This window comes from Pusillimonas sp. T2 (assembly GCF_002236805.1).
Classification (GTDB): domain Bacteria; phylum Pseudomonadota; class Gammaproteobacteria; order Burkholderiales; family Burkholderiaceae_B; genus Neopusillimonas.
Genome location: NZ_NIQA01000002.1, coordinates 367,771 through 386,937, shown reverse-complemented (window position 1 = coordinate 386,937; position 19,167 = coordinate 367,771). Strand labels below are relative to the sequence as shown.

Here is a 19,167-nt window from a genome sequence, read left to right as displayed (position 1 = left end):
GGTAAGTGGTCGATGGAAATTACACGTATCAGGGCATTGCGCGGCCCAAATCTCTGGGGTCGGCAGACCTCTGTCGAGGCGGTGGTCGCTTGCGATTCGCAAGAGCAGGATATCGAAGCCTTGGATGGTTTCGAAGTGCGCATTCGCGCCCGCTTCCCGGAGATCGATCTGCTGAAGCCGGCGGGGCAAGAGCAGCCGTTATCGATGGCGCATGTTCTGGCCAGTGCGGCATTGCGATTGCAGGCGTTAGCCGGGTGTCCGGTTTCTTTTTGCCGGGTTGCCCCCACCTTCGAACCAGGTGTTTATCAGGTCATTGTCGAGTACACCGAGGAAGAGGTCGGTCGTCAGGCGCTCGATGACGCGCGTGATTTGTGCAACGCTGCGTTGGCCGACAAACCGTTCGATCTGGCGCTGGTGTTGGCGCGCTTGCGCGAAATGGACGAGGATGTACGCTTGGGCCCCAGTACTGGGGCCATTGTTCAGGCCGCACAACGCCGCGGCATTCCGTATCATCGCCTCACCCAAGGTAGTCTTGTGCAGTTCGGCTGGGGGCGTCGCCAGCGGCGTATTCAGGCGGCTGAAACCGACCGCACCAGTGCCATTGCTGAGGCTATCGCACAAGACAAGGCGCTGACGAAACGACTTTTGGCGTCGGCAGGTATTTCGGTACCCGAGGGTCGTATCGTTCAAGATGCGGACCAGGCCTGGGCGGCGGCACAGAGTGTAGGCTTGCCTGTGGTCGTCAAGCCGCGCGACGGTAATCAGGGCAAGGGGGTTGCGGTTAATTTGCAAACCCAGGAAGCCGTTTTGCAGGCCTTTCACGTTGCGGTCGACATTTGCAATGATGTCATTGTTGAGCGCTATTTCCCCGGGCACGACTTCCGGTTGTTGGTCGTCGGCAATCAGTTGGTGGCTGCGGCCCGACGCGACCCGCCGCAAGTGATTGGCGATGGCGTGCGCAGCATTGCCGAGCTGGTTGAAGCCGTCAATGCCGATCCAGCGCGTGGCGAAGGCCATGGTACGTCTTTAACGCGTATTCGCCTGGGTGATGAAATCGCTCTTTCAACCATGGCCCGGCAAGGCTATACACCCGATTCAATTCCCGAAAACGGCGTCTTGGTTACCTTGCGTAATAACGCCAACCTTAGCACCGGTGGCAGTGCCACCGATGTCACCGACCAGGTGCACCCCGAGCTGGCCGAGGTGGCCGTCGCGGCTGCCCGTATGGTAGGTCTTGATATCTGCGGCATTGATCTGGTGGCGCAAAACGTTTTCGAACCCCTGACACAAGAGAACGGCTGTATTGTCGAAGTTAATGCAGCGCCGGGTTTACGCATGCATCTGGCGCCCTCGTTTGGCAAGCCCCGTCCTGTGGGCGAATCGATTATTGATGCGATGTTCGCCGAGGGTGAAACAGGTCGCGTCCCGGTAACCGCCGTGGCTGGCACCAATGGTAAAACGACGACGACCCGTTTAATCGCCCATTTGTTGGGGGTTACCGGCAAGTGTGTCGGTATGACCAACTCTGACGGCGTTTATGTCGGCAACCAGTGTATTGATACGGGCGATTGCAGCGGGCCGCGTAGTGCACGGCATGTGTTGCTGCATCCTTACGTAGATGCCGCAGTGTTCGAAACAGCACGCGGGGGGATTTTGCGTGAAGGATTGGCCTTCGATCGATGCGACGTCGCCGTGGTGACCAACATCGGCGTGGGCGATCATCTGGGGCTCAATTACATCACTACGGTCGAAGACTTGGCCGCCGTGAAGCGTGTGGTGGTCGAGAATGTCGCACCCACCGGAACCGCGGTGTTGAACGCGGCCGACCCGATCGTCGCAGCGATGGCCGCCACTTGCCCCGGCCAAGTGATCTTTTTTTCAACCGATCCGTCTCACCCTGTGCTGGCCACGCATCGCGCGCAAGGTCAGCGGGTGGTATTCGTCGAGCCTGGGCGCATTATTCTGGCCGAGGGTGCTTCAGAGCAAAGTTTCGCGTTGTCAGGCATTCCGCTGACCCAGAATGGGCGTATTGGCTTTCAGGTTGAAAACGCCATGGCTGCGATGGCGGCGGCCTGGGCGTTGGGCTTGTCCTTCGAAGATATGCAAAAAGGTCTGGCGTCGTTCGTCAACGATGCGCAAACCGCGCCTGGTCGATTCAACATGTTCAGCTATAACGGCGCGACCGTGATTGCCGATTATGGGCACAACCCCGATGCAATGCTGGCCCTGGTGCAGGCTGTTGACCAGTTGCCTGCAACGCATCGCAGTGTCGTCATCAGTGGCGCTGGCGATCGGCGCGACGAAGACATTACCCGTCAAACCGAGATTTTGGGTGATGCCTTTGACGAGGTTATTCTTTACGAGGACATGTGTCAGCGTGGCCGCGCCGAAGGTGAAGTGGTCGCCTTGTTGCGTCAGGGGTTGGCGGGTGCCAAGCGTGCGCAAAAGGTTGATGAAATTCACGGCGAATTCGTCGCTATCGATCTGGCTTTGGAGCGTTTGAAGGCGGGTGACTTGTGTCTGATACTGATTGATCAGGTTGAAGAAGCATTGGCACATATTGCCCGCAGGGTGGCTGAGGCGGCCTGATCGTTATACAACGACAAGGGAAACGTTTTGAAAGCTGCCTGGTATACGCAAAATGGTGCGGCCGCCGATGTATTGTCGGTGGGTGATTTGCCCCAACCCGAGGCCGGGCCCGGAGAGGTCCGGGTTCGGGTGCATACGTCTGGGGTCAATCCGTCCGACGTCAAGTTTCGTCAACGTCGCCCGCTCGATTTTGAGCGCATCGTGCCGCATAGCGATGGTGCGGGCGTGATCGACCAGGTTGGGGCGGGCGTTGATCCGGCGCGTCTCGGGCAGCGGGTTTGGGTCTGGAATGCGCAGTGGGCCCGCGCCTGGGGGACAGCCGCCGAGTATGTCGTGCTGCCCGATGCGCAAGCGGTATTGTTGCCCGATACGGTCGACTTCGCATCTGCGGCCGGCTTCGGCATTCCGTTGCTGACTGCGGTTCAGGCGATTCGGTTGGCCGGTAACTTGGCCGGGCAAACTGTGTTGGTGACCGGTGCAGGCAATGCTGTGGGTCATTACGTAACGCAGTTGGCTGTGCAAGCGGGTGCACAGGTGCTGGGCACGGCAGGTTCGCCCGAAAAGGCCGGACACGCACAACAGGCCGGTGCGCACGCAATTATCAATTACAAAACCGAGGCTGTCGGCGCGCGAGTGCTCGCGCTTACCAAAGGGCATGGGGTCGACGTCATCATCGACATGGACTTTTCGTCTACCGCAGCGTTGCTGTCTGAAAATGTTTTAAAGCCTCACGGCCGCTATGTTTGTTATGGGTCGAACACTACAGGCGTGTTGCCCATCGATTTACGCACGTTGCTGTGGCACTCGAACAGCCTGCATTGCTTTTTGGTCTACGATCTGCCGGCTGCCGATCGTGCAGCGTGCCTGGACACGGTCGCGGGGTTGTTGCAGTACGGGGCGCTGCGTCATGCGGTAGCTGGTCGGTTTGCGCTTGAAGACATCGTCAACGCGCATCAAATGGTCGAGTCGGGTAAGAAGCTGGGAACGGTTGTTGTAGACATCGCACACGATTAAATCGGCGGGCTGGGGGTGTGCCTACTGCTCGTGCGACATCAGCCTGACCGAAATTTCACGTGCCGCCTGCGATAACTGGGCCAGGTGCTTTTTCACCATTTGTTCAACCGTGGCCACTTTGTGCATCCAGGTCAGGTTGACCACCGCCACGACCTCTTCCCCTGCCCAAACCGGCACTGCAATCGAATCGCGCCCGTCGTTGAATTCGCGCCGGGTTTTGTCATAGTGCCCGCCAAAGTCTTCAGTCCGAATGCCATAGCCGCGATTGCGGGTCTCTTCGAGAAGGGCGATCACCGTTTCGGGGCGTTGCGCCAGATAGTTGCCGGGCTCGTTGCTGGTGCGTAAGCGTTGCAGCACCGCCGCGCGTTCTGCTTCGCTGCAAAACGCCAGATACGCGCGGCCGGTGGCCGAGCGCAGCATATTGACGCGAAACCCGATGGGACCCAGCGGAATATGCGAGAAATAGGAGCGAGGGCTGTTGGTTTCAATGACTTCCATGTGGTCCAGCCGGGGCACAGCCAGAATGGACGGCCAATTTACCTTTTGGCAAAGCCGCTCAAGAATAGGGGAGGCTACTTCGACCAGAAAGTTCTCGTCGTTGACTTGCGGCGGCCTAGGCTGGTAAGTGTGGCTGGCCATGAAGGCGCCGTCGGCCAGCCGTTGCCAGATCAGCCCGCGAGCCTCTAGCGTTGCAATTACCCGCGTTAACGTGGCCTTGGGTAGCCCGGTGGCCAAGTGCAGGTCGTGCAGGCTGGCGTTGCGCGAACGGTGCAGATAGTCCAGCACCTCTAGCCCTCTATCGAGTGCTCGAATGGTTTTTACTTTGTATTCGCGCATGGCGACGCTTTTCACCTGTTGAAAACTTGCTTGGTGATGCTAGCACCTTGCGTCGGGCTTGGGCAACATTGAAAAAAATACAAAACGCTTGGAGACACGCTTGACACAAGGATCTTAAGGGTTTTTACCTAGGTTCTTGTGCTGTGCTGGTGCTGTGGCACTTTGCCAGCAGGTCATGGTTTTTGAAAACCTTATATCGTTCTCCGGGTGGGTCAGATTCTAACCGGCACGTAGTGCCAACGGAGTATCGGTCATGAGCTTTACGCACGACGACGTGCAACGCATTATTCAGTTGCTCAACACCTCGCATTTCGATGAGCTCCATCTCGAAGCTGATGGCATCAAACTCGATTTGCGTCGCAACGGCGCGGGTGCTGCACCGCTGGCGGCATCGGTCAGCCCTGCGCCGACCCGGTCTGTCGATGTTGCTGCACCTGCACCTGCGCCTGCCGCCGCACCGTCCGCTAGCCCTGCGGCTTCCGGCGTAGGCGCGTCTTCAGCGGCTGGGTTGCTCGACGTGCGCGCGCCCATGCTGGGTGTTTTCTACAGGGCGCCCAAGCCGGGTGCCGACCCGTTCGTCGCAGCGGGCGTCAAGGTCAAGCCCGACACCGTCATCGGCATTATCGAAGTCATGAAGCTTATGAACTCGGTCGCCGCAGAGGTAAGCGGCGAGGTTGTTGAGGTGCTGGCCAAAGATGGCGATTTGGTCGAGTACGACCAGGTCTTGATGCGCGTTCGCGCAACCCAGGGTTAAGTCATGGTGCAGGCAGATCAAGCCGCCGTTCAGGGGCCGATTCGTCGGGTACTGGTGGCCAACCGGGGCGAGATCGCCGTGCGCGTTCTGCGCACGCTCAAGCGTTTGGGGCTCGAAAGTGTATTGGTGGTATCAACCGCAGATCGCGACAGTATGGGCGCCCAGTTGGCTGATCGCACCGTATGTATTGGCCCCGGCCGCGCAACCGATAGCTATCTGAAGATCGACACGATCGTTCAGGCGGCCTTGTCCACTGGCGCCCAGGCCATTCATCCGGGTTATGGCTTTTTGTCCGAGCGTGCCGAGTTTGCGCAGGCATGCGAAGACAACCATCTGGTCTTCATTGGGCCTACGGCTGAACAAATCGAGCGTGTCGGCAACAAGCTTGAAGCTCGACTGATTGCCGAAAAGGCCAACGTGCCCATTACACCGGGCGGGCCCGTGGCTTCGCTTGACGAAGCGCTGGCGGTTGCTGATTCAATTGGCTACCCTGTGTTGATCAAAGCGGTTGGCGGCGGCGGTGGGCGTGGGCTAAAGCGTGCCGACGACCGCGATGCCCTGATCCGTTTGTTCGAATTGGCCAGTGCCGAGGCGTTGGCTGCGTTTGGCGATGGCCGGGTCTACATTGAGTGCTTTGTGACCCAGGGGCGTCACGTTGAAGTGCAGGTGTTGGGCGATGGCCAATCGGTGATTCACCTGGGCGATCGCGATTGCTCCGTCCAGCGTCGTTACCAAAAGCTGGTCGAGGAAGCCCCAGCCCCCAATTTGCCCGATGCCATGCGTGCCGATTTGCATGCAGCGGCCGTGCGCTTTGCCCAATACATCGGTTACCGCAGTGCTGGCACTATCGAATTTTTGGTCGACGTGCAGCGCGACCAGTTTTATTTTCTCGAAATGAACGCCCGTATCCAGGTTGAACACCCCGTCACCGAACTGGTCACGGGAATTGATCTGGTGCAAGCACAGCTGGCCGTGGCGCAGGGGCATGCACTGCCCTGGGCGCAGTCCGATGTTCGCGTCACGGGTCACGCCATCGAGTGCCGTGTCAACGCCGAAGACAGCGACCGCGATTTTCAGCCCTCACCGGGGCGGGTCAACGCCGCACAGTTTCCGCTGCGTTCCGGTATTCGCATCGATACTCATATGCAGGCGGGCGCGACGATCCCGCCGTTTTACGATTCGATGATCGCTAAGGTGATTGCCTATGGCGGTACGCGCGACGAAGCGCGACGTGCGTTGGCCGAGGCCCTGAACGATACGGTGATTTCCGGCGTCAAAACCAATATTGCCTTGCACCTCGATGTTCTGAATACGCCCGAATTTACCGAGGGCGGGGTCGATACCGGCTTTTTGGGCCGTTATCTGGCCGATCGGACGGCGATGGCACACGAAGGTTAAACACCATGAAACAAGACAAAGTCCAGTTTATTGACACCACCCTGCGCGACGGCAATCAAAGCCTTTGGGGGGCGACCGGCCTGACAACCGGCATGATGCTGCAAATCGCCCCTGTGCTCGATCGTGTCGGCTATCACGCCCTCGATTTCAGTACCAGTACGCACATGGCGGTCACCGTGCGTTTTCATAAAGAAGACCCCTGGGAACGTCTGCGTTTGCTCAAGTCACGTCTGAAGCGCACGCCGCTGACGTTTTTATCGACGGGCATGCGGTTTATTTCGTGGGAAACAGCACACCCCGAGGTTATGGCCTTGTCGTACCAGCTATTGGTTAATAACGGCATAGAAAGGTTCATGGTGATGGACCCGATGAACACCACGCAGGCCGTCATCGATAACTGCCAAGCCATTGCCAAGGCGGGGGCCTCTGAAATTGTGGGGGCGTTGGTATACACAGTCAGCCCCATTCACGACGACGCTTTTTTTGCGAACATGGCGGCGCAACTGGCGGCGCAGCCGTTTATCGACCGGGTGTATCTTAAAGACCCCAGCGGCTTGCTGACGCCGGAACGTGCCCGTACGCTGTTGCCGGCCATCAAGACTGCGCTGGGTAACAAGCCCTTCGAGTTGCACTCGCATTGCACCATTGGTCTGGCGCCATTTACTTACCCCGAAGCGCCGTCGCTAGGGGTCGATACCTTGCATACGGCGGCACGCCCGGCGGCTAATGGTACTAGCCAGCCCGCGGTAGAAAACGTCGTGAACAACCTGCAGGCGCGCGGCGTGTCACATGATCTCGACCTCGATGCCATGGCCGAAGTCAGTGAGTATTTTTCGCGCCTGACCAAGGCCGAAGGCCTGCCTGTCGGGGTGCCGCAAGAGTACGATGAACGTTATTTTTCCCACCAGTTGCCCGGCGGCATGATAGGCACCATGCGCCGTCAGTTGCGCGAAATCCGTCAAGAGCATCGCCTGCCCGAAGTTTACGAAGAGGTGGTGCGCGTGCGGGCCGAGCTGGGTTATCCCATCATGGTGACGCCGTTTTCCCAGGTGGTGGGCACGATGGCGGTCATGAACGTACTGGCACCCGAACGTTATGCCAACGTTCCCGACGAAGTCATCCGCTATGTGGTGGGGCGCTTTGGTACGCCGCCCGGCGAGGTCGATCCCAATGTGCGCGATCGTATCGAAAATATGCCGCGAGCCAAAGAGCTGTTGTCCCAACCGCCCATGCCCGGTGTCGCCGAGCTGCGCCAACGTTTTGGTAAACACCTGTCCGACGAAGAGTTTTTGTTGCGCGCCGTCATGCCGGCCGACCAGGTCGATGCCATGGTTGCGGCCGGCCCCTGCAGGCAAACGTACAATCCTTCGGTAACCCCGGTCGAAAAACTGTTGGCCGAATTAGCCAAAAGGCCGGACGTTACTCATGCCCGCATCGAACGAGAGGGCTTCCTGATGGAATTGCGCAGCCACGGGGTTGCAGGAGACAAGACATGACGCAGTCGTTGTCACACGACTTGAACGCAGTAGAAGGTTTTATTTTTGATATTGACGGCACGTTGGCATTGGCCGATCGCATGTTGTCGGGCTATCAACCTTTGCCTGGGGCCATCGAGTTAATTAATTTGCTGAACCAACGTCAAACACCCTACGTGGCGTTTACCAACGGTTCAACCAAAACGCCCGCACAGTTGGCTCAGGCCTTGTCAAAAGCCGGTATTCTGGTTCAGCCCGAACGCACACTGACGCCGCCGGCCGTCGCCGTGTCTTTGTTTAAAAGCCGGCAATACAAGCGGTTGCTGGTGCTGGGTGTCGAGGGGGTATGGCGTCCGTTCGAGGAAGCTGGGTTCGATATCGTGGTTTCGCCTGAGCGCGCCGACGATGCCGATGCGGTGCTGGTAGGTTGGCACCCCGAGTTCCGTCTTGACGACCTTGATGCGGCTTGCCGCGCAATCTGGGCCGGAGCCAATTTATACACAGTTTCCACGGCCCCCTATCTGGCCAGTCGTGAAGGCCGTACCCTGGGTATTTCGGGTGCGCTCACCGCCGCCATTAGCAGTGTGACGGGCAAAGAGGCCGTCATTGTGGGTAAGCCCGCGTCAACGGCTTTCGACGTGGCCCGCAGTATTCTGGGTGTCGAGGCCTCCCGAATCGCCATTGTCGGAGATGACCTTTCGCTCGAAAACGCCATGGCCCAGCAGGGCGGTGCAGTCTCTGTGGCCGTGCATACCGGGTTGGCTACCCCCGAAGATATCGATCGCCTGCCCCCAGGGCAGCAACCGCATTTGTCCATTACCGGCGTTAATGCTTTGCTGGAGATGATTCGATGACTGAAACCGTACAAGTACCCAAGCTGCTTTGGCAGCCCACTCAAGCGCAAATTCAGGCCTCGCGTCTTGATCACTACCAATCGTGGGTCGAACAGGCCTTTGGTGTACCCAAGGGCGATTACGAGGCGCTGTGGCAGTGGTCCGTCGACCATCTTGACGACTTCTGGCTGTCGATCTGGCAGTATTTTGATGTTCAGGCCGACGGGGCCGTGCAGCCCGTCCTGGGCGATCGCGCCATGCCGGGCGCGCAATGGTTTCCCAATACATCGCTAAATTACGCCGAACATGTGTTTCGTCGCGCCACCGACCAACGGCCGGCGTTAATTTCGCGTCGAGAAGAAACGGGCGTCGAAGAGGTCAGCTGGGCGCAACTGACGCGCGACGTCGGCGCGCTGGCAGCCAGTTTGCGCGGCCTGGGTATTGGCAAGGGCGACCGTGTGGTGTCGTACATGCCCAATCGTCCTGAAACAGTCATTGCGTTTCTGGCGTGTGCCAGCATTGGCGCTGTGTGGTCCAGCTGCGCACCCGATATGGGCGTTCGGGTCGTGACCGACCGCTTCCAGCAAATTGAGCCCAAGCTGATTTTTGTCATCGACAGCTACAGCTACAACGGCAAACAGCACGACCGCGCGGCGCTGGTGTCTGAGCTGCTCGAATCGTTGCCGACCGTCAAGCATGTTGTGCATGTGCCTGGCCCCATGGCCGACCGCGAAGGCGGTGTTGCTTGGGCCGGTCGCATTCGCTGGGCCGATATGGTCGCTCAGCAGGCCCCTTTGCAGTTCGAACGCGTGCCTTTCTCCCATCCTTTATGGATCGTGTATTCGTCGGGCACAACGGGTTTGCCCAAAGCCATTGTGCATAGCCATGGCGGCATTGTCCTTACCCACCATAAAACCATGGCGCTGCAGCACGACTTGCGCGAAGGCGACCGCTTGCTGTTTTTGGGCGGTACTGGCTGGATTGTCTGGAATTTGCAGGTGGGTGGTTTGCTGGTGGGCGCGACCGTGATTTTGTATGACGGCAACCCGGCATGGCCCGACAATCAGTCGTTGTGGAAATTTATTGACGACCACGGCGTTACTTTGTTTGGTTGTGGTGCGGCGTATTTGATCAACTGCATGAAAGATAACCTGCAGCCCAACACGTTTGCCGGTCTTGCGGCCCTGCGGTCAATTAACGCTACCGGTTCGCCGTTGCCCACCGATGCGTTCGAGTGGGCTTATGCCAACATCAAGTCCGACCTATGGCTGGCGTCCATCAGCGGCGGTACCGATATTGCGTCGGGCTTTGTGGCTTGCGCACCGACCTTGCCGGTGTACTCGGGCGAAATTCAATGCCGTGAACTTGGTGTGGCTGCTTACGCCTTTAACGAGCAGGGCGAACCGGTTGTCGACGAGGTCGGAGAGCTGGTGATTACCCAACCCATGCCATCGATGCCGGTGTACTTCTGGAATGATCCGGGCAATACCCGCTACCTCGACAGTTACTTCGACGTATTTCCCGGCAAGTGGCGACACGGCGATTGGATCCTTTTTACACCGCGCGGCACCAGCATTATTTACGGTCGGTCCGATTCCACCATCAACCGGTTTGGCATCCGTATGGGGACGGCCGAAATTTACCGTGTGGTCGAGGCGGTTCCCGAAGTACGCGACAGCCTTGTCGTCGACCTTGAATACCTGGGGCGTCCGTCATTCATGCCGCTGTTTGTCGTGCTGCACGACGGCCAAACCCTGACCGATGAATTGAGTGCGCGCATTGCTGATCAGATTCGTACCAAAGCGTCGCCGCGGCACGTGCCCAACAAAATTTATCAGGTCAGCGATATCCCGCGCACCTTGACGGGCAAGAAAATGGAAGTTCCGGTACGCCGCTTGCTGCTGGGGTCGCCGGCCGAAAAAGTGGCGCATCCCGACGCCATGGCCAACCCGCAAAGCATGGGGTTCTTTACTGAGTTAGCCAAAACTTTAAATACGGAATAGTTCAAACAAACGTGGCGGCCCAAGAGCGAAAAAACAGCCAGGGCAGCCATTCAGGTAAATGTGGAACAGGAGACAACGATGACCACGAAACCCAAAGTCCTTTTGATCGCTACCCTCGACACCAAGGCGACCGAGGCGCAATTTGTACGTCAAACACTCGAGTCGCAGGGTGTTGACGTCATTCATCTCGATGCCAGTATTCGCCGTTCGGTTACGCCGGGGGCCGAAATCACGCCGGAAGAGGTGGCTGGCGCGGCTGGCAAAACCATTCAGGAAGTCCGAGACCTGAAGCATGAAGGTAAATGTCAGGCGGTGATGATCGAGGGGGCGATTAAATCTACGCTCGCGCTGCATGCGACAACGCCCATAAGCGGGGTCATCGCCATTGGCGGCTCCATGGGTTCGACGCTGGGCAGTGCCGTCATGCAGGCACTACCTTACGGTTTGCCCAAAGTGCTGGTGTCCACCATGGCCTCGGGCTTTACGCAGCCTTTTGTGGGCGCTATGGACATCAATATGTTCAACCCGGTGTGTGATATTGCTGGGCTCAACAGCATCACCCGTGAAGTCTTCCGTAATGCGGCCGTTTCGGTAGCCGCCATGGCCAAGGCTTACGAACCTAAAGCAGTGTCAGACAAACCTGTGGTGCTCATGGGGACATTGGGTACCATTGACCGCTGCACGGTGCGTGTTCGCAAACTGCTCGAGGAAAAGGGCTACGAAGTTTTGGTGTTTCATACGCTGGGCACCGGCGGGCAGGCGCTCGACAAACTGGCCGCCGAGCGTGACATCGTGGCCGTACTTGAAACGTCTGTGGTCGAACATAACGACTTCCTGAACAATGGCTTGTGCAGCGCCGGCCCGGAACGCTCTAAAGCAGGGTTGCGCAAGGGGGTGCCTGTAGTTTTTGCCCCTGGCAATGCCGATTTCATGGTGTCCGGCCCCATTGATATGGCCGAGCGCCAGTTTCCGGGCAAGCGCTATCACATTCATAACCGCGCACTGACTGCAGTGCGAACCGAAGCCGAAGAGTTGCAAAAGCTGGCCAATCATTTGGCCGGCCTGGTCAAGACCGAGGCGAAAGGCCCCGTGTCGGTACTGGTGCCTTTACAGGGTTTTTCCCATCATGACAGCCCCGAGGGACACCTGCATGATGCCTCTTTATGTCCTGTCTTTTATGACGCGGTCAAAGCGGCTATGCCGTCTGGCGTCACCGTCGAAAAATTCGACTGCCATCTGAACGACGAGCAGTTTGCCGATGCGGTGGTCAATGAGGTCTTGCGGCTTGTCGGTCAGCGCCATACGGCAGCCGCCTAAGCTTTGTGGTTTCAACGCCTGGGCCAGCCAGGGGCAGCGCCAGGCGTCAGGTTACAACTATGCCCACAACCCGGAGACAACAATGACAGTAAAAAAATGGACAACCCGGTTGGCCCTCGCGGCCAGCCTCTCAATGATCGGTATGGCGACACCGTCATTCGCCGATGAAGCGCCCAAATCCATTCGTATCGGGTATTCGCTGGCCAAGAGCGGCCCCAATGCCCCGGGCGGCGACACCACCGTGCGTCCCAACTACGAAATGTGGGTTAAAGAAGTTAACGCCAATGGCGGCATTATGCTCAGCGCCTATGGCAAAAAGGTGCCCATCGAAGTCGTCGAGTACGATGACCGCTCCAGCACCGAAGAAGCGGTTCGTGCCATCGAGCGCTTAATTACCCAAGACAAGGTCGACTTGTTGTTGCCCCCGTGGGGCACGGCCGTCAACCTGGCTGTTGCGCCTTTGTTCGATAAGCACGGCTACCCGCAGGTGGGTACCACCAACCTTACCGACAAGGCTGATCAGTTTGCGAAGCGCTGGCCCGGCCACTTCTTCCTGTTGGGTTCCGCCAGCATGTACGCCGACGGGCTCCTCGACGTTCTGGCCAATGCCAGCAAAGAAGGCAAAATCGGCAAGAAAATCGCCATGGTCAGCGTTGCTGACGGCTTTGGTGTCGATTCGGCGGCCGCCGCTCGCAAGGCTGCAGCCAAACACGGTTTCGAAATCGTGCTCGATAAAACTTACCCGGTCGGTAGCTCCGACCTGTCGTCGCTCTTGAACGAGGTCAAGTCTACCGGCGCCGATACGTTTATTGCATATTCGTACCCACCCGACACCGTCCTGATCAGCGATCAGGCTCGCGTCGTGGGTCTTAACCCCAAAGTGTTCTACACCGGTGTAGGCACTCAGTTCCCGTTCTTCAAGGGTAAGTATGGTGCCGAAGCCATCGAGGGCCAAATGAGCCTGGGCGGCATCAACGGCGAATCGAAAGCCGTCATGGATTACCGTGCCCGTCATAAAGAAATGCAAGGTAAAGACCCCGATTACTGGGGTAGCCAGGTGACTTACGCCAGCTTGCAGATGTTGCAGCAAGCCATCGAGCGTACTGGCAAGATCGACCGCGCGGCCATCCAGAACGAGCTCAAGAACGGCACGTTCGAGACTATCCTCGGCCCCATCAAACTTGAAAACAACCAGTTGCGTGGCATCTTCACCGTGGGCCAGTGGCAAAACGGTGTTTTCCAGGGCGTAGGTCCTGCAAACTTGCCAGGCGCCAAGCCGGTCATCATTCCCAAACCCGAATGGAAGAAGTAATCGGGTAGTGCGGTCATAGGCATCGGGCTTGGCCCGGTGCCTTGTTTCCTGTTATTCCATAAAAACGGTGGGGCCGGCCCGGCTCGGCGGTTTTACAGGTGAACCCTATGTTGTTTGTTGAAATTGTTCTCACATCGCTGATGCTGGGCGGGCTGTATGCGCTCATCGCGATGGGGTTGACGCTGCAGTACGGCGTTGCGCGCATCATGAACTTGTCGCATGGCGAGTTCATGATCGGCGCTGCGTTTCTGGCTTACTGGTTTGTGACCAGCCTGGGCGTCAATCCGTTATACGCACTTGCCATGGTGGTCCCGGTTGGTTTCGTGGTGCAGTGGCTGGTGTACCAAATTTTGCTGACGCCGCTGGTCAAGCGGGCACCCAACGCCGATGCGCTTGAAGTCGACAGTATTTTGGCGACGTTTGGCATTTTGTTCGTGGTGCAGGGCATTGTGCTCATTCTTTTCGGCGGCAGCTATTACAGCTACGAGTATCTGGCCATGCCGGTCAACGTACTGGGTACGGCGGTGGCGGCCAACCGTTTGCTGGCAGCGTGCGCCGCAGTGGTTATTGGGTTGCTGGTGTACACCGTGCTGGTGCGGTCGCGCTGGGGTACGGCGTTGCGCGCTATGGCCAATGCGCCAAGGTTCGCGCATTTGGTGGGTATCAATCCTCGTGCCATGGCGGCGTTTGCGTTTGCGTTGGGTGGCGCCCTAGTGGTCGGGGCCGGCGTTTTGGTCAGTATGTTCTTGCCTTTCAGTGCCTCGATGGGTGTTGCCTTTACCATGAAGGCACTGGTCATTGTCATTATGGGCGGCGTTGGCAATTTGCTGGGCTGCTTGCTGGCTGGCTTTTTGCTGGGGTTCGTCGAGACTCTGGTTTCTCGGTTTGTCGATCCGGGGCTGACCATGGCCGCGACCTTTGGCATTTTCCTGTTGGTGCTGTTGCTGCGTCCCCAGGGTATTTTCGGGAGGGCCGGTAAATGAGTCGCGCAACCACAGTCTTTTCGCCCGGGTTTGTCGCGGTGGCACTGGTTTTGCTGGTGGTCGCGGCATTACCGCTATTTGTAGAAAGCGGTTATTTCTTGTCGTACACCATTAACGTGCTGCAGTACGGTGCATTGGCCACGGCCTGGACGCTGTTCTCGGGCCCCACTCGTTATATTTCACTGGCCACCACCGCCTTTTTTGGTATTGGTGCTTATACCGTTGCCGTGTTGTCCGAAGTATTGCCCTGGGGCGGCGTCTTGCTGGTGGCGGCGCTGGTGGGGGTTGTGCTGGCCCTGATCGTTGGCCTGTCTACCTTGCGGCTGTCGGGTGTGCACTTTGTGATTTTCACCTTTGGCTTGTCCGAGCTGATCCGCCAGTTGGTTACCTGGTACGAAGTCAATATCACGAAGTCTATCGGCCGGTATATCTTTCTCGACATCACCCAGCAGCAAATTTACTGGCAGTTGCTGGCGTTGCTGTCGCTGGCCTTGTTTGCCGGCTGGCTAATTCGCCGTTCGCGCCTGGGCCTGGCCTTGCGGGTTATTGGCGAAGACGAGCACGTCGCACGCCATCTGGGCATCAACACTACGCGGGCAAAGGTGTTGCTGTTTGTCATTAGCGCTACCTTCATGACCCTCGTCGGTGCGGTCATGTCACCACGCTGGACATACATCGATCCCGCCATTGTGTTTAATCCTATCGTGTCGTTCCAGGTGCTCATCATGTCGTTGCTCGGTGGCGTTGGGCATTTGCTTGGTCCGTTGGCGGGGGTCATTCCTTTGACGGCTCTCTTCGAGGTTTTGTCTGCCAACTTCCCCAATCACTTTGCCGTTCTGTTGGGGGTTACTTTCCTCGTCATTGTTTATCTGGTGCCCAACGGCGTACTTGAACTGATCCGCGGCTGGTTGCGTTCGTCGCGCCAGGGCGGGAAAGGAGGGCAAGCATGACCTTGCTGAAAATTCGTGATTTACGAAAATCATTCGGCGGGCTGAAAGCCGTCGACGGCTTGAGCTTTGACGTTCAACAAGGCGAGGTTCTGGGCTTGCTTGGCCCTAACGGGTCGGGTAAAACCACTGCCATGAACCTCATCTCCGGCGCGCTTCGCGCCGATTCCGGCAGTATATTGCTGGGTTCCGACGAGTTGGTCGGGATGGCGTCATATCAAATCGCCCGGTTGGGTGTGGCACGTACCTTTCAGCTTGTGCGGGTGCTGGGTGGCATGAGTTGCCGCGAGAACGTCGAGGCTGGCATGGCGTTCCGGCCCGACCACAAGTTTGGGGCCGCAGCCTACGACGAGGCCATGGCGTTGCTAGACACCGTGGGCCTGCGCGAGTTTGCCGAAACGCCTGCGGGCGACCTGACTTACATCGACCAGAAGCGGCTTGAGCTGGCGCGTGCGTTGGCCCTCAAACCCCGGTTGTTGTTGCTTGACGAATGGCTGGCAGGCTTGAACCCCACCGAACTTCAGGTAGGCATTCAGCTTATCCGCGACCTGCGCGCCAAGGGTCTCACCATTATTCTGGTCGAGCACGTGATGGATGCCGTTCGTGCCCTGTGCGATCGCTGTGTTGTTATGTTCGCCGGCAGCAAGCTGGCCGAAGGCGAAACGGCAACCGTGCTTGCGCAAGAAGAAGTCATTACCGCCTACCTCGGAGCGCCTCATGTTTGAAGTCAGTCAGTTGTCGGTGCGTTACGGCAAGCATCAGGCTCTCGATAACGCCGCCATTACGGTCAACGCCGGCGAGCTGGTGGTTATTCTGGGCGCCAATGGTGCCGGCAAATCTTCTATGTTGCGGGCCCTGGGCGGGATGCTCAAGCCCTTGCCCGGCGCCAGCGCCAAGCTCGACGGCACCGAGCTGCTGTCGGTTCCCGCGCATCATATTGTCGAACACGGCTTGGCCCTTGTGCCCGAAGGGCGCGGTGTTTTTGTCGACCTGACCGTTCGCGAAAACCTGCAGCTTGGGGCGCTGACGCGGCGGGCCCGGTCGGCCGAGGCCCAGAATTTGCAACGTGTGCTCGAATTGTTTCCGCGCCTGGCCGAGCGCCTGTCGCAGCGCGTGGGCACCATGAGCGGCGGCGAGCAGCAAATGGTGGCCGTGGGGCGGGCGCTCATGTCTGCGCCAAAGGTATTGTTGCTCGACGAGCCTTCGTTGGGTTTGTCACCACTCATGTGCCAAGAGCTCTTCCGGGCTATCGACCGCGTTCGAGAGCTGGGTGTAGGTATTCTGATGGTCGAGCAAAATGCCAAACTCAGTCTAGAAATTGCCGACCGGGGTTACCTGATCGAAACCGGTCGTATCGTAGGCGAGGGCACAGCCGAACAGCTGCGCGATGACCCGGCGGTGCAACGGGCATACCTGGGGTCGCACTAGCAAGCGCGACATCGGGCAAGGTTTGTTCCACCCAGGTCTGCCATCGTTGCTTTTGCGTCGGCAGGCTGCACCCGCTTGCATATCCAAACTTGTAAAATCGGGGCTTCGGTGTAATAGCCCCGGTTTTACTGTTCAGGTGTGCCATGTCAAATCCCGTTCGTCTTACCCAATACAGCCATGGCGCTGGTTGTGGTTGCAAAATTTCGCCCAAAGTGCTCGACGTCATTCTGGCCGGTAGTGGTGCGCAAAACCTCGACCCGCGCCTGTGGGTGGGTAATGCATCGCGCGATGATGCTGCTGTTTATGGCATAAACGACGAACAGGGGGTGGTGTCGACGACCGATTTTTTCATGCCCATCGTCGATGACCCGTTCGACTTTGGCCGCGTTGCGGCCACCAATGCCATCAGCGATATTTACGCCATGGGTGGTAAGCCCATCATGGCCATTGCCATTTTGGGTTGGCCGGTTAATGTGCTGCCGCCCGAAGTAGCGCGCGAAGTGGTGCGTGGCGGGCGCGCGGTTTGCGATGACGCGGGTATCCCGCTGGCGGGTGGTCACTCTATCGATGCACCCGAACCGATATTCGGGCTCGCGGTGACCGGGCTGGTCAACAAGCGTCAGCTCAAGCGTAACGACACGGCCACCGAAGGTTGTCTGCTTTACCTGACCAAACCGTTGGGTATTGGCATTTTGACCACGGCCGAAAAACAAGGCAAGTTGCGCCCTCAAGACGTGGGTCGTGCGCGCGACCTGATGTGTACCTTGAACAGCGCCGGCTACCATTTTGGCGGGCTCGATGGCGTCAAGGCAATGACCGATGTGACGGGTTTCGGGCTATTGGGGCACCTGCTTGAAATGGCCGATGGCAGCGGTTTGACGGCAGAAATCGATGCCGCCTGCGTACCTCGTATCGAGGGGATTGATCATTATCTTGGTCAGGGCTGCGTGCCAGGCGGCACGTTGCGCAACTTCGACAGCTACGGCCATGGTGTGGCTGCGCTTACCGACGACCAGAAGCATTTGCTGTGCGATCCGCAAACGAGTGGTGGGCTGCTGGTGGCGGTGTCGCCAGACGCCAATACGGCCTTTCTGGAAGCTGCCGCCGCGCTGGGTTTGTCGCTTTCCCCCTTGGGCCGCTTTGTCGCGCGCACAAGTCATGGGGTGGTGCTTAAGTGACCCGCAACAATACCGATGACTTCCGGACGTTGTTTTTAAGCGGCGTACCCCTGATGGATGTGCGTGCACCGGTGGAGTTTGGGCGGGGTGCCTTCCCTGGGGCCGTTAACCTGCCGCTCATGAACGACATTGAGCGCCAGAAAGTGGGCACTTGCTACAAGCTTAAAGGTCAAGATGCGGCTATCACGCTAGGCCATCAACTGGTGTCCGGCAAGGTTAAGGCGCAGCGCATTGAACAATGGGCGGCATTTGCCATGGCCAACCCCAATGGTTATTTGTACTGTTTCCGGGGCGGTTTGCGTTCCCGTATCAGCCAAGAGTGGCTGGCAACCGAGGCCGGGATTAATTACCCCCGCGTTGTGGGCGGTTACAAGGCCATGCGCACCTATCTTATGGGTGTGCTGGAACAGGCTATTGCGCAGTGTCGCTTTGTTGTGGTGGGCGGCATGACGGGTTCGGGTAAAACCGATGTTCTCTGTCAGCTGGATAACGCGGTCGACCTTGAAGGCCTGGCCAATCATCGGGGGTCGAGCTTCGGCAAGCGGGTGGCGCCGCAACCGGCGCAAATCAGTTTCGAAAATGCCTTGTCAATTGACCTGTTAAAGCGTCAGGCGCACGGGCAGCATACGTTTGTACTAGAAGACGAGAGCCGGCTGATTGGTAGTTGTGCGTTGCCGTTGCCGTTGCATCAGGCCATGCAGGGGTTTCCGGTGGTGTGGCTCGAAGATACTTTCGAGTCGCGGGTTGAGCGTATTTTGCGCGATTACGTAGAAAGCCTGGCCGAAGAGTTTGTTGCCGTGCATGGCCCCGAGCAAGGGTTTGACGCGTTTGCACAGCGCATGCGTCAAAGTCTGGGCAATATCGTCAAGCGTCTTGGCCACGAGCGCTATCGGCGGCTGGCCGGGCAAATGGATGAGGCCCTTGCTGCCCAGCACGACCGGGGCACGATTGACTTGCACCGGGTCTGGATCGCCGGTTTGCTGCACGACTATTACGACCCCATGTATGCCTCGCAGCGTGAGCGCAAAGGGGAACGTATTGTGTTCAGTGGTCGGCAGGCCGATGTGGTCGAGTATTTGCGCCGGCATTACGCCTAACC

Annotated in this window: 16 protein-coding genes; 15 read left to right on the top strand and 1 reads right to left on the bottom strand. The window is 58.3% G+C overall.

Features of this window, described 5'->3' with window-relative positions:
* Positions 1-12 precede the first annotated feature (12 nt).
* Positions 13-2,589: a cyanophycin synthetase gene (gene cphA / locus PuT2_RS04895; protein ID WP_093969898.1), complete on the top strand. Its 2,577-nt coding sequence runs from the start codon at positions 13-15 to the stop codon at positions 2,587-2,589.
* Positions 2,590-2,616: 27 nt separating this feature from the next.
* Entirely contained in the window at positions 2,617-3,603 is a 987-nt protein-coding gene (locus PuT2_RS04890; protein WP_093969897.1) for an NADPH:quinone reductase, read from the top strand.
* Between the two features lie 21 nt (positions 3,604-3,624).
* Here the strand turns inward: PuT2_RS04890 and PuT2_RS04885 are convergent, their stop codons facing one another.
* Positions 3,625-4,440 carry a helix-turn-helix domain-containing protein gene (locus PuT2_RS04885; RefSeq protein ID WP_093969896.1) on the bottom strand — a complete coding sequence of 272 codons (816 nt, stop codon included), beginning with the start codon at positions 4,438-4,440 and terminating at the stop codon, positions 3,625-3,627.
* A 253-nt stretch (positions 4,441-4,693) separates the two neighbouring features.
* Here PuT2_RS04885 and accB point away from each other — a divergent pair, with 253 nt between their 5' ends.
* From accB to mnmH, 13 genes are all read left to right on the top strand, one after another.
* The gene (gene accB, locus PuT2_RS04880; protein ID WP_093969895.1) at positions 4,694-5,194 is read left to right on the top strand and encodes an acetyl-CoA carboxylase biotin carboxyl carrier protein; all 501 of its coding nucleotides are present in this window, start codon (positions 4,694-4,696) and stop codon (positions 5,192-5,194) included.
* 3 nt (positions 5,195-5,197) lie between these two features.
* Entirely contained in the window at positions 5,198-6,592 is a 1,395-nt protein-coding gene (locus PuT2_RS04875) for an acetyl/propionyl/methylcrotonyl-CoA carboxylase subunit alpha (RefSeq protein WP_093969894.1), read from the top strand.
* A 5-nt stretch (positions 6,593-6,597) separates the two neighbouring features.
* On the top strand, positions 6,598-8,088 hold the full coding sequence (locus tag PuT2_RS04870) for a biotin carboxyl carrier protein (RefSeq protein WP_093969893.1): 1,491 nt from the start codon (positions 6,598-6,600) through the stop codon (positions 8,086-8,088).
* Positions 8,085-8,921 (top strand): HAD-IIA family hydrolase, encoded by an 837-nt coding sequence (locus PuT2_RS04865; RefSeq protein ID WP_093969892.1) that lies wholly within the window; start codon positions 8,085-8,087, stop codon positions 8,919-8,921. Before PuT2_RS04870 ends, PuT2_RS04865 begins: the two co-directional genes overlap by 4 nt.
* Entirely contained in the window at positions 8,918-10,903 is a 1,986-nt protein-coding gene (locus tag PuT2_RS04860) for an acetoacetate--CoA ligase (protein WP_093969891.1), read from the top strand. Before PuT2_RS04865 ends, PuT2_RS04860 begins: the two co-directional genes overlap by 4 nt.
* 78 nt (positions 10,904-10,981) lie before the next feature.
* Positions 10,982-12,220 (top strand): Tm-1-like ATP-binding domain-containing protein, encoded by a 1,239-nt coding sequence (locus PuT2_RS04855; RefSeq protein WP_093969890.1) that lies wholly within the window; start codon positions 10,982-10,984, stop codon positions 12,218-12,220.
* An 82-nt stretch (positions 12,221-12,302) separates the two neighbouring features.
* Positions 12,303-13,532: an amino acid ABC transporter substrate-binding protein gene (locus PuT2_RS04850; protein ID WP_093969889.1), complete on the top strand. Its 1,230-nt coding sequence runs from the start codon at positions 12,303-12,305 to the stop codon at positions 13,530-13,532.
* Between the two features lie 107 nt (positions 13,533-13,639).
* Positions 13,640-14,515, top strand: coding sequence for a branched-chain amino acid ABC transporter permease (locus tag PuT2_RS04845; RefSeq protein WP_093969888.1), 876 nt, complete (start codon positions 13,640-13,642; stop codon positions 14,513-14,515).
* Positions 14,512-15,465 carry a branched-chain amino acid ABC transporter permease gene (locus PuT2_RS04840; RefSeq protein ID WP_093969887.1) on the top strand — a complete coding sequence of 318 codons (954 nt, stop codon included), beginning with the start codon at positions 14,512-14,514 and terminating at the stop codon, positions 15,463-15,465. Before PuT2_RS04845 ends, PuT2_RS04840 begins: the two co-directional genes overlap by 4 nt.
* Positions 15,462-16,187, top strand: coding sequence for an ABC transporter ATP-binding protein (locus tag PuT2_RS04835; RefSeq protein WP_093969886.1), 726 nt, complete (start codon positions 15,462-15,464; stop codon positions 16,185-16,187). Before PuT2_RS04840 ends, PuT2_RS04835 begins: the two co-directional genes overlap by 4 nt.
* A complete protein-coding gene (locus PuT2_RS04830) occupies positions 16,180-16,890 on the top strand; it encodes an ABC transporter ATP-binding protein (RefSeq protein WP_093969885.1) in 711 nt (236 codons plus the stop codon). Before PuT2_RS04835 ends, PuT2_RS04830 begins: the two co-directional genes overlap by 8 nt.
* A gap of 143 nt (positions 16,891-17,033) precedes the next feature.
* Positions 17,034-18,068, top strand: coding sequence for a selenide, water dikinase SelD (gene selD, locus PuT2_RS04825; protein WP_093969884.1), 1,035 nt, complete (start codon positions 17,034-17,036; stop codon positions 18,066-18,068).
* Entirely contained in the window at positions 18,065-19,165 is a 1,101-nt protein-coding gene (mnmH, locus tag PuT2_RS04820; RefSeq protein ID WP_093969883.1) for a tRNA 2-selenouridine(34) synthase MnmH, read from the top strand. Before selD ends, mnmH begins: the two co-directional genes overlap by 4 nt.
* The last annotated feature ends 2 nt before the right edge of the window (positions 19,166-19,167 follow it).

Coding starts and splice junctions, on each gene's coding strand:
- PuT2_RS04835 (WP_093969886.1), top strand. CDS start 15,462: ATGACCTTGCTGAAAATTCGTGATTTACGAAAATCATTCGGCGGGCTG.
- PuT2_RS04870 (WP_093969893.1), top strand. CDS start 6,598: ATGAAACAAGACAAAGTCCAGTTTATTGACACCACCCTGCGCGACGGC.
- cphA (WP_093969898.1), top strand. CDS start 13: ATGGAAATTACACGTATCAGGGCATTGCGCGGCCCAAATCTCTGGGGT.
- PuT2_RS04830 (WP_093969885.1), top strand. CDS start 16,180: ATGTTTGAAGTCAGTCAGTTGTCGGTGCGTTACGGCAAGCATCAGGCT.
- PuT2_RS04860 (WP_093969891.1), top strand. CDS start 8,918: ATGACTGAAACCGTACAAGTACCCAAGCTGCTTTGGCAGCCCACTCAA.
- selD (WP_093969884.1), top strand. CDS start 17,034: ATGTCAAATCCCGTTCGTCTTACCCAATACAGCCATGGCGCTGGTTGT.
- PuT2_RS04845 (WP_093969888.1), top strand. CDS start 13,640: ATGTTGTTTGTTGAAATTGTTCTCACATCGCTGATGCTGGGCGGGCTG.
- PuT2_RS04850 (WP_093969889.1), top strand. CDS start 12,303: ATGACAGTAAAAAAATGGACAACCCGGTTGGCCCTCGCGGCCAGCCTC.
- PuT2_RS04855 (WP_093969890.1), top strand. CDS start 10,982: ATGACCACGAAACCCAAAGTCCTTTTGATCGCTACCCTCGACACCAAG.
- accB (WP_093969895.1), top strand. CDS start 4,694: ATGAGCTTTACGCACGACGACGTGCAACGCATTATTCAGTTGCTCAAC.
- PuT2_RS04840 (WP_093969887.1), top strand. CDS start 14,512: ATGAGTCGCGCAACCACAGTCTTTTCGCCCGGGTTTGTCGCGGTGGCA.
- PuT2_RS04865 (WP_093969892.1), top strand. CDS start 8,085: ATGACGCAGTCGTTGTCACACGACTTGAACGCAGTAGAAGGTTTTATT.
- PuT2_RS04885 (WP_093969896.1), bottom strand. CDS start 4,440: ATGCGCGAATACAAAGTAAAAACCATTCGAGCACTCGATAGAGGGCTA.
- PuT2_RS04875 (WP_093969894.1), top strand. CDS start 5,198: ATGGTGCAGGCAGATCAAGCCGCCGTTCAGGGGCCGATTCGTCGGGTA.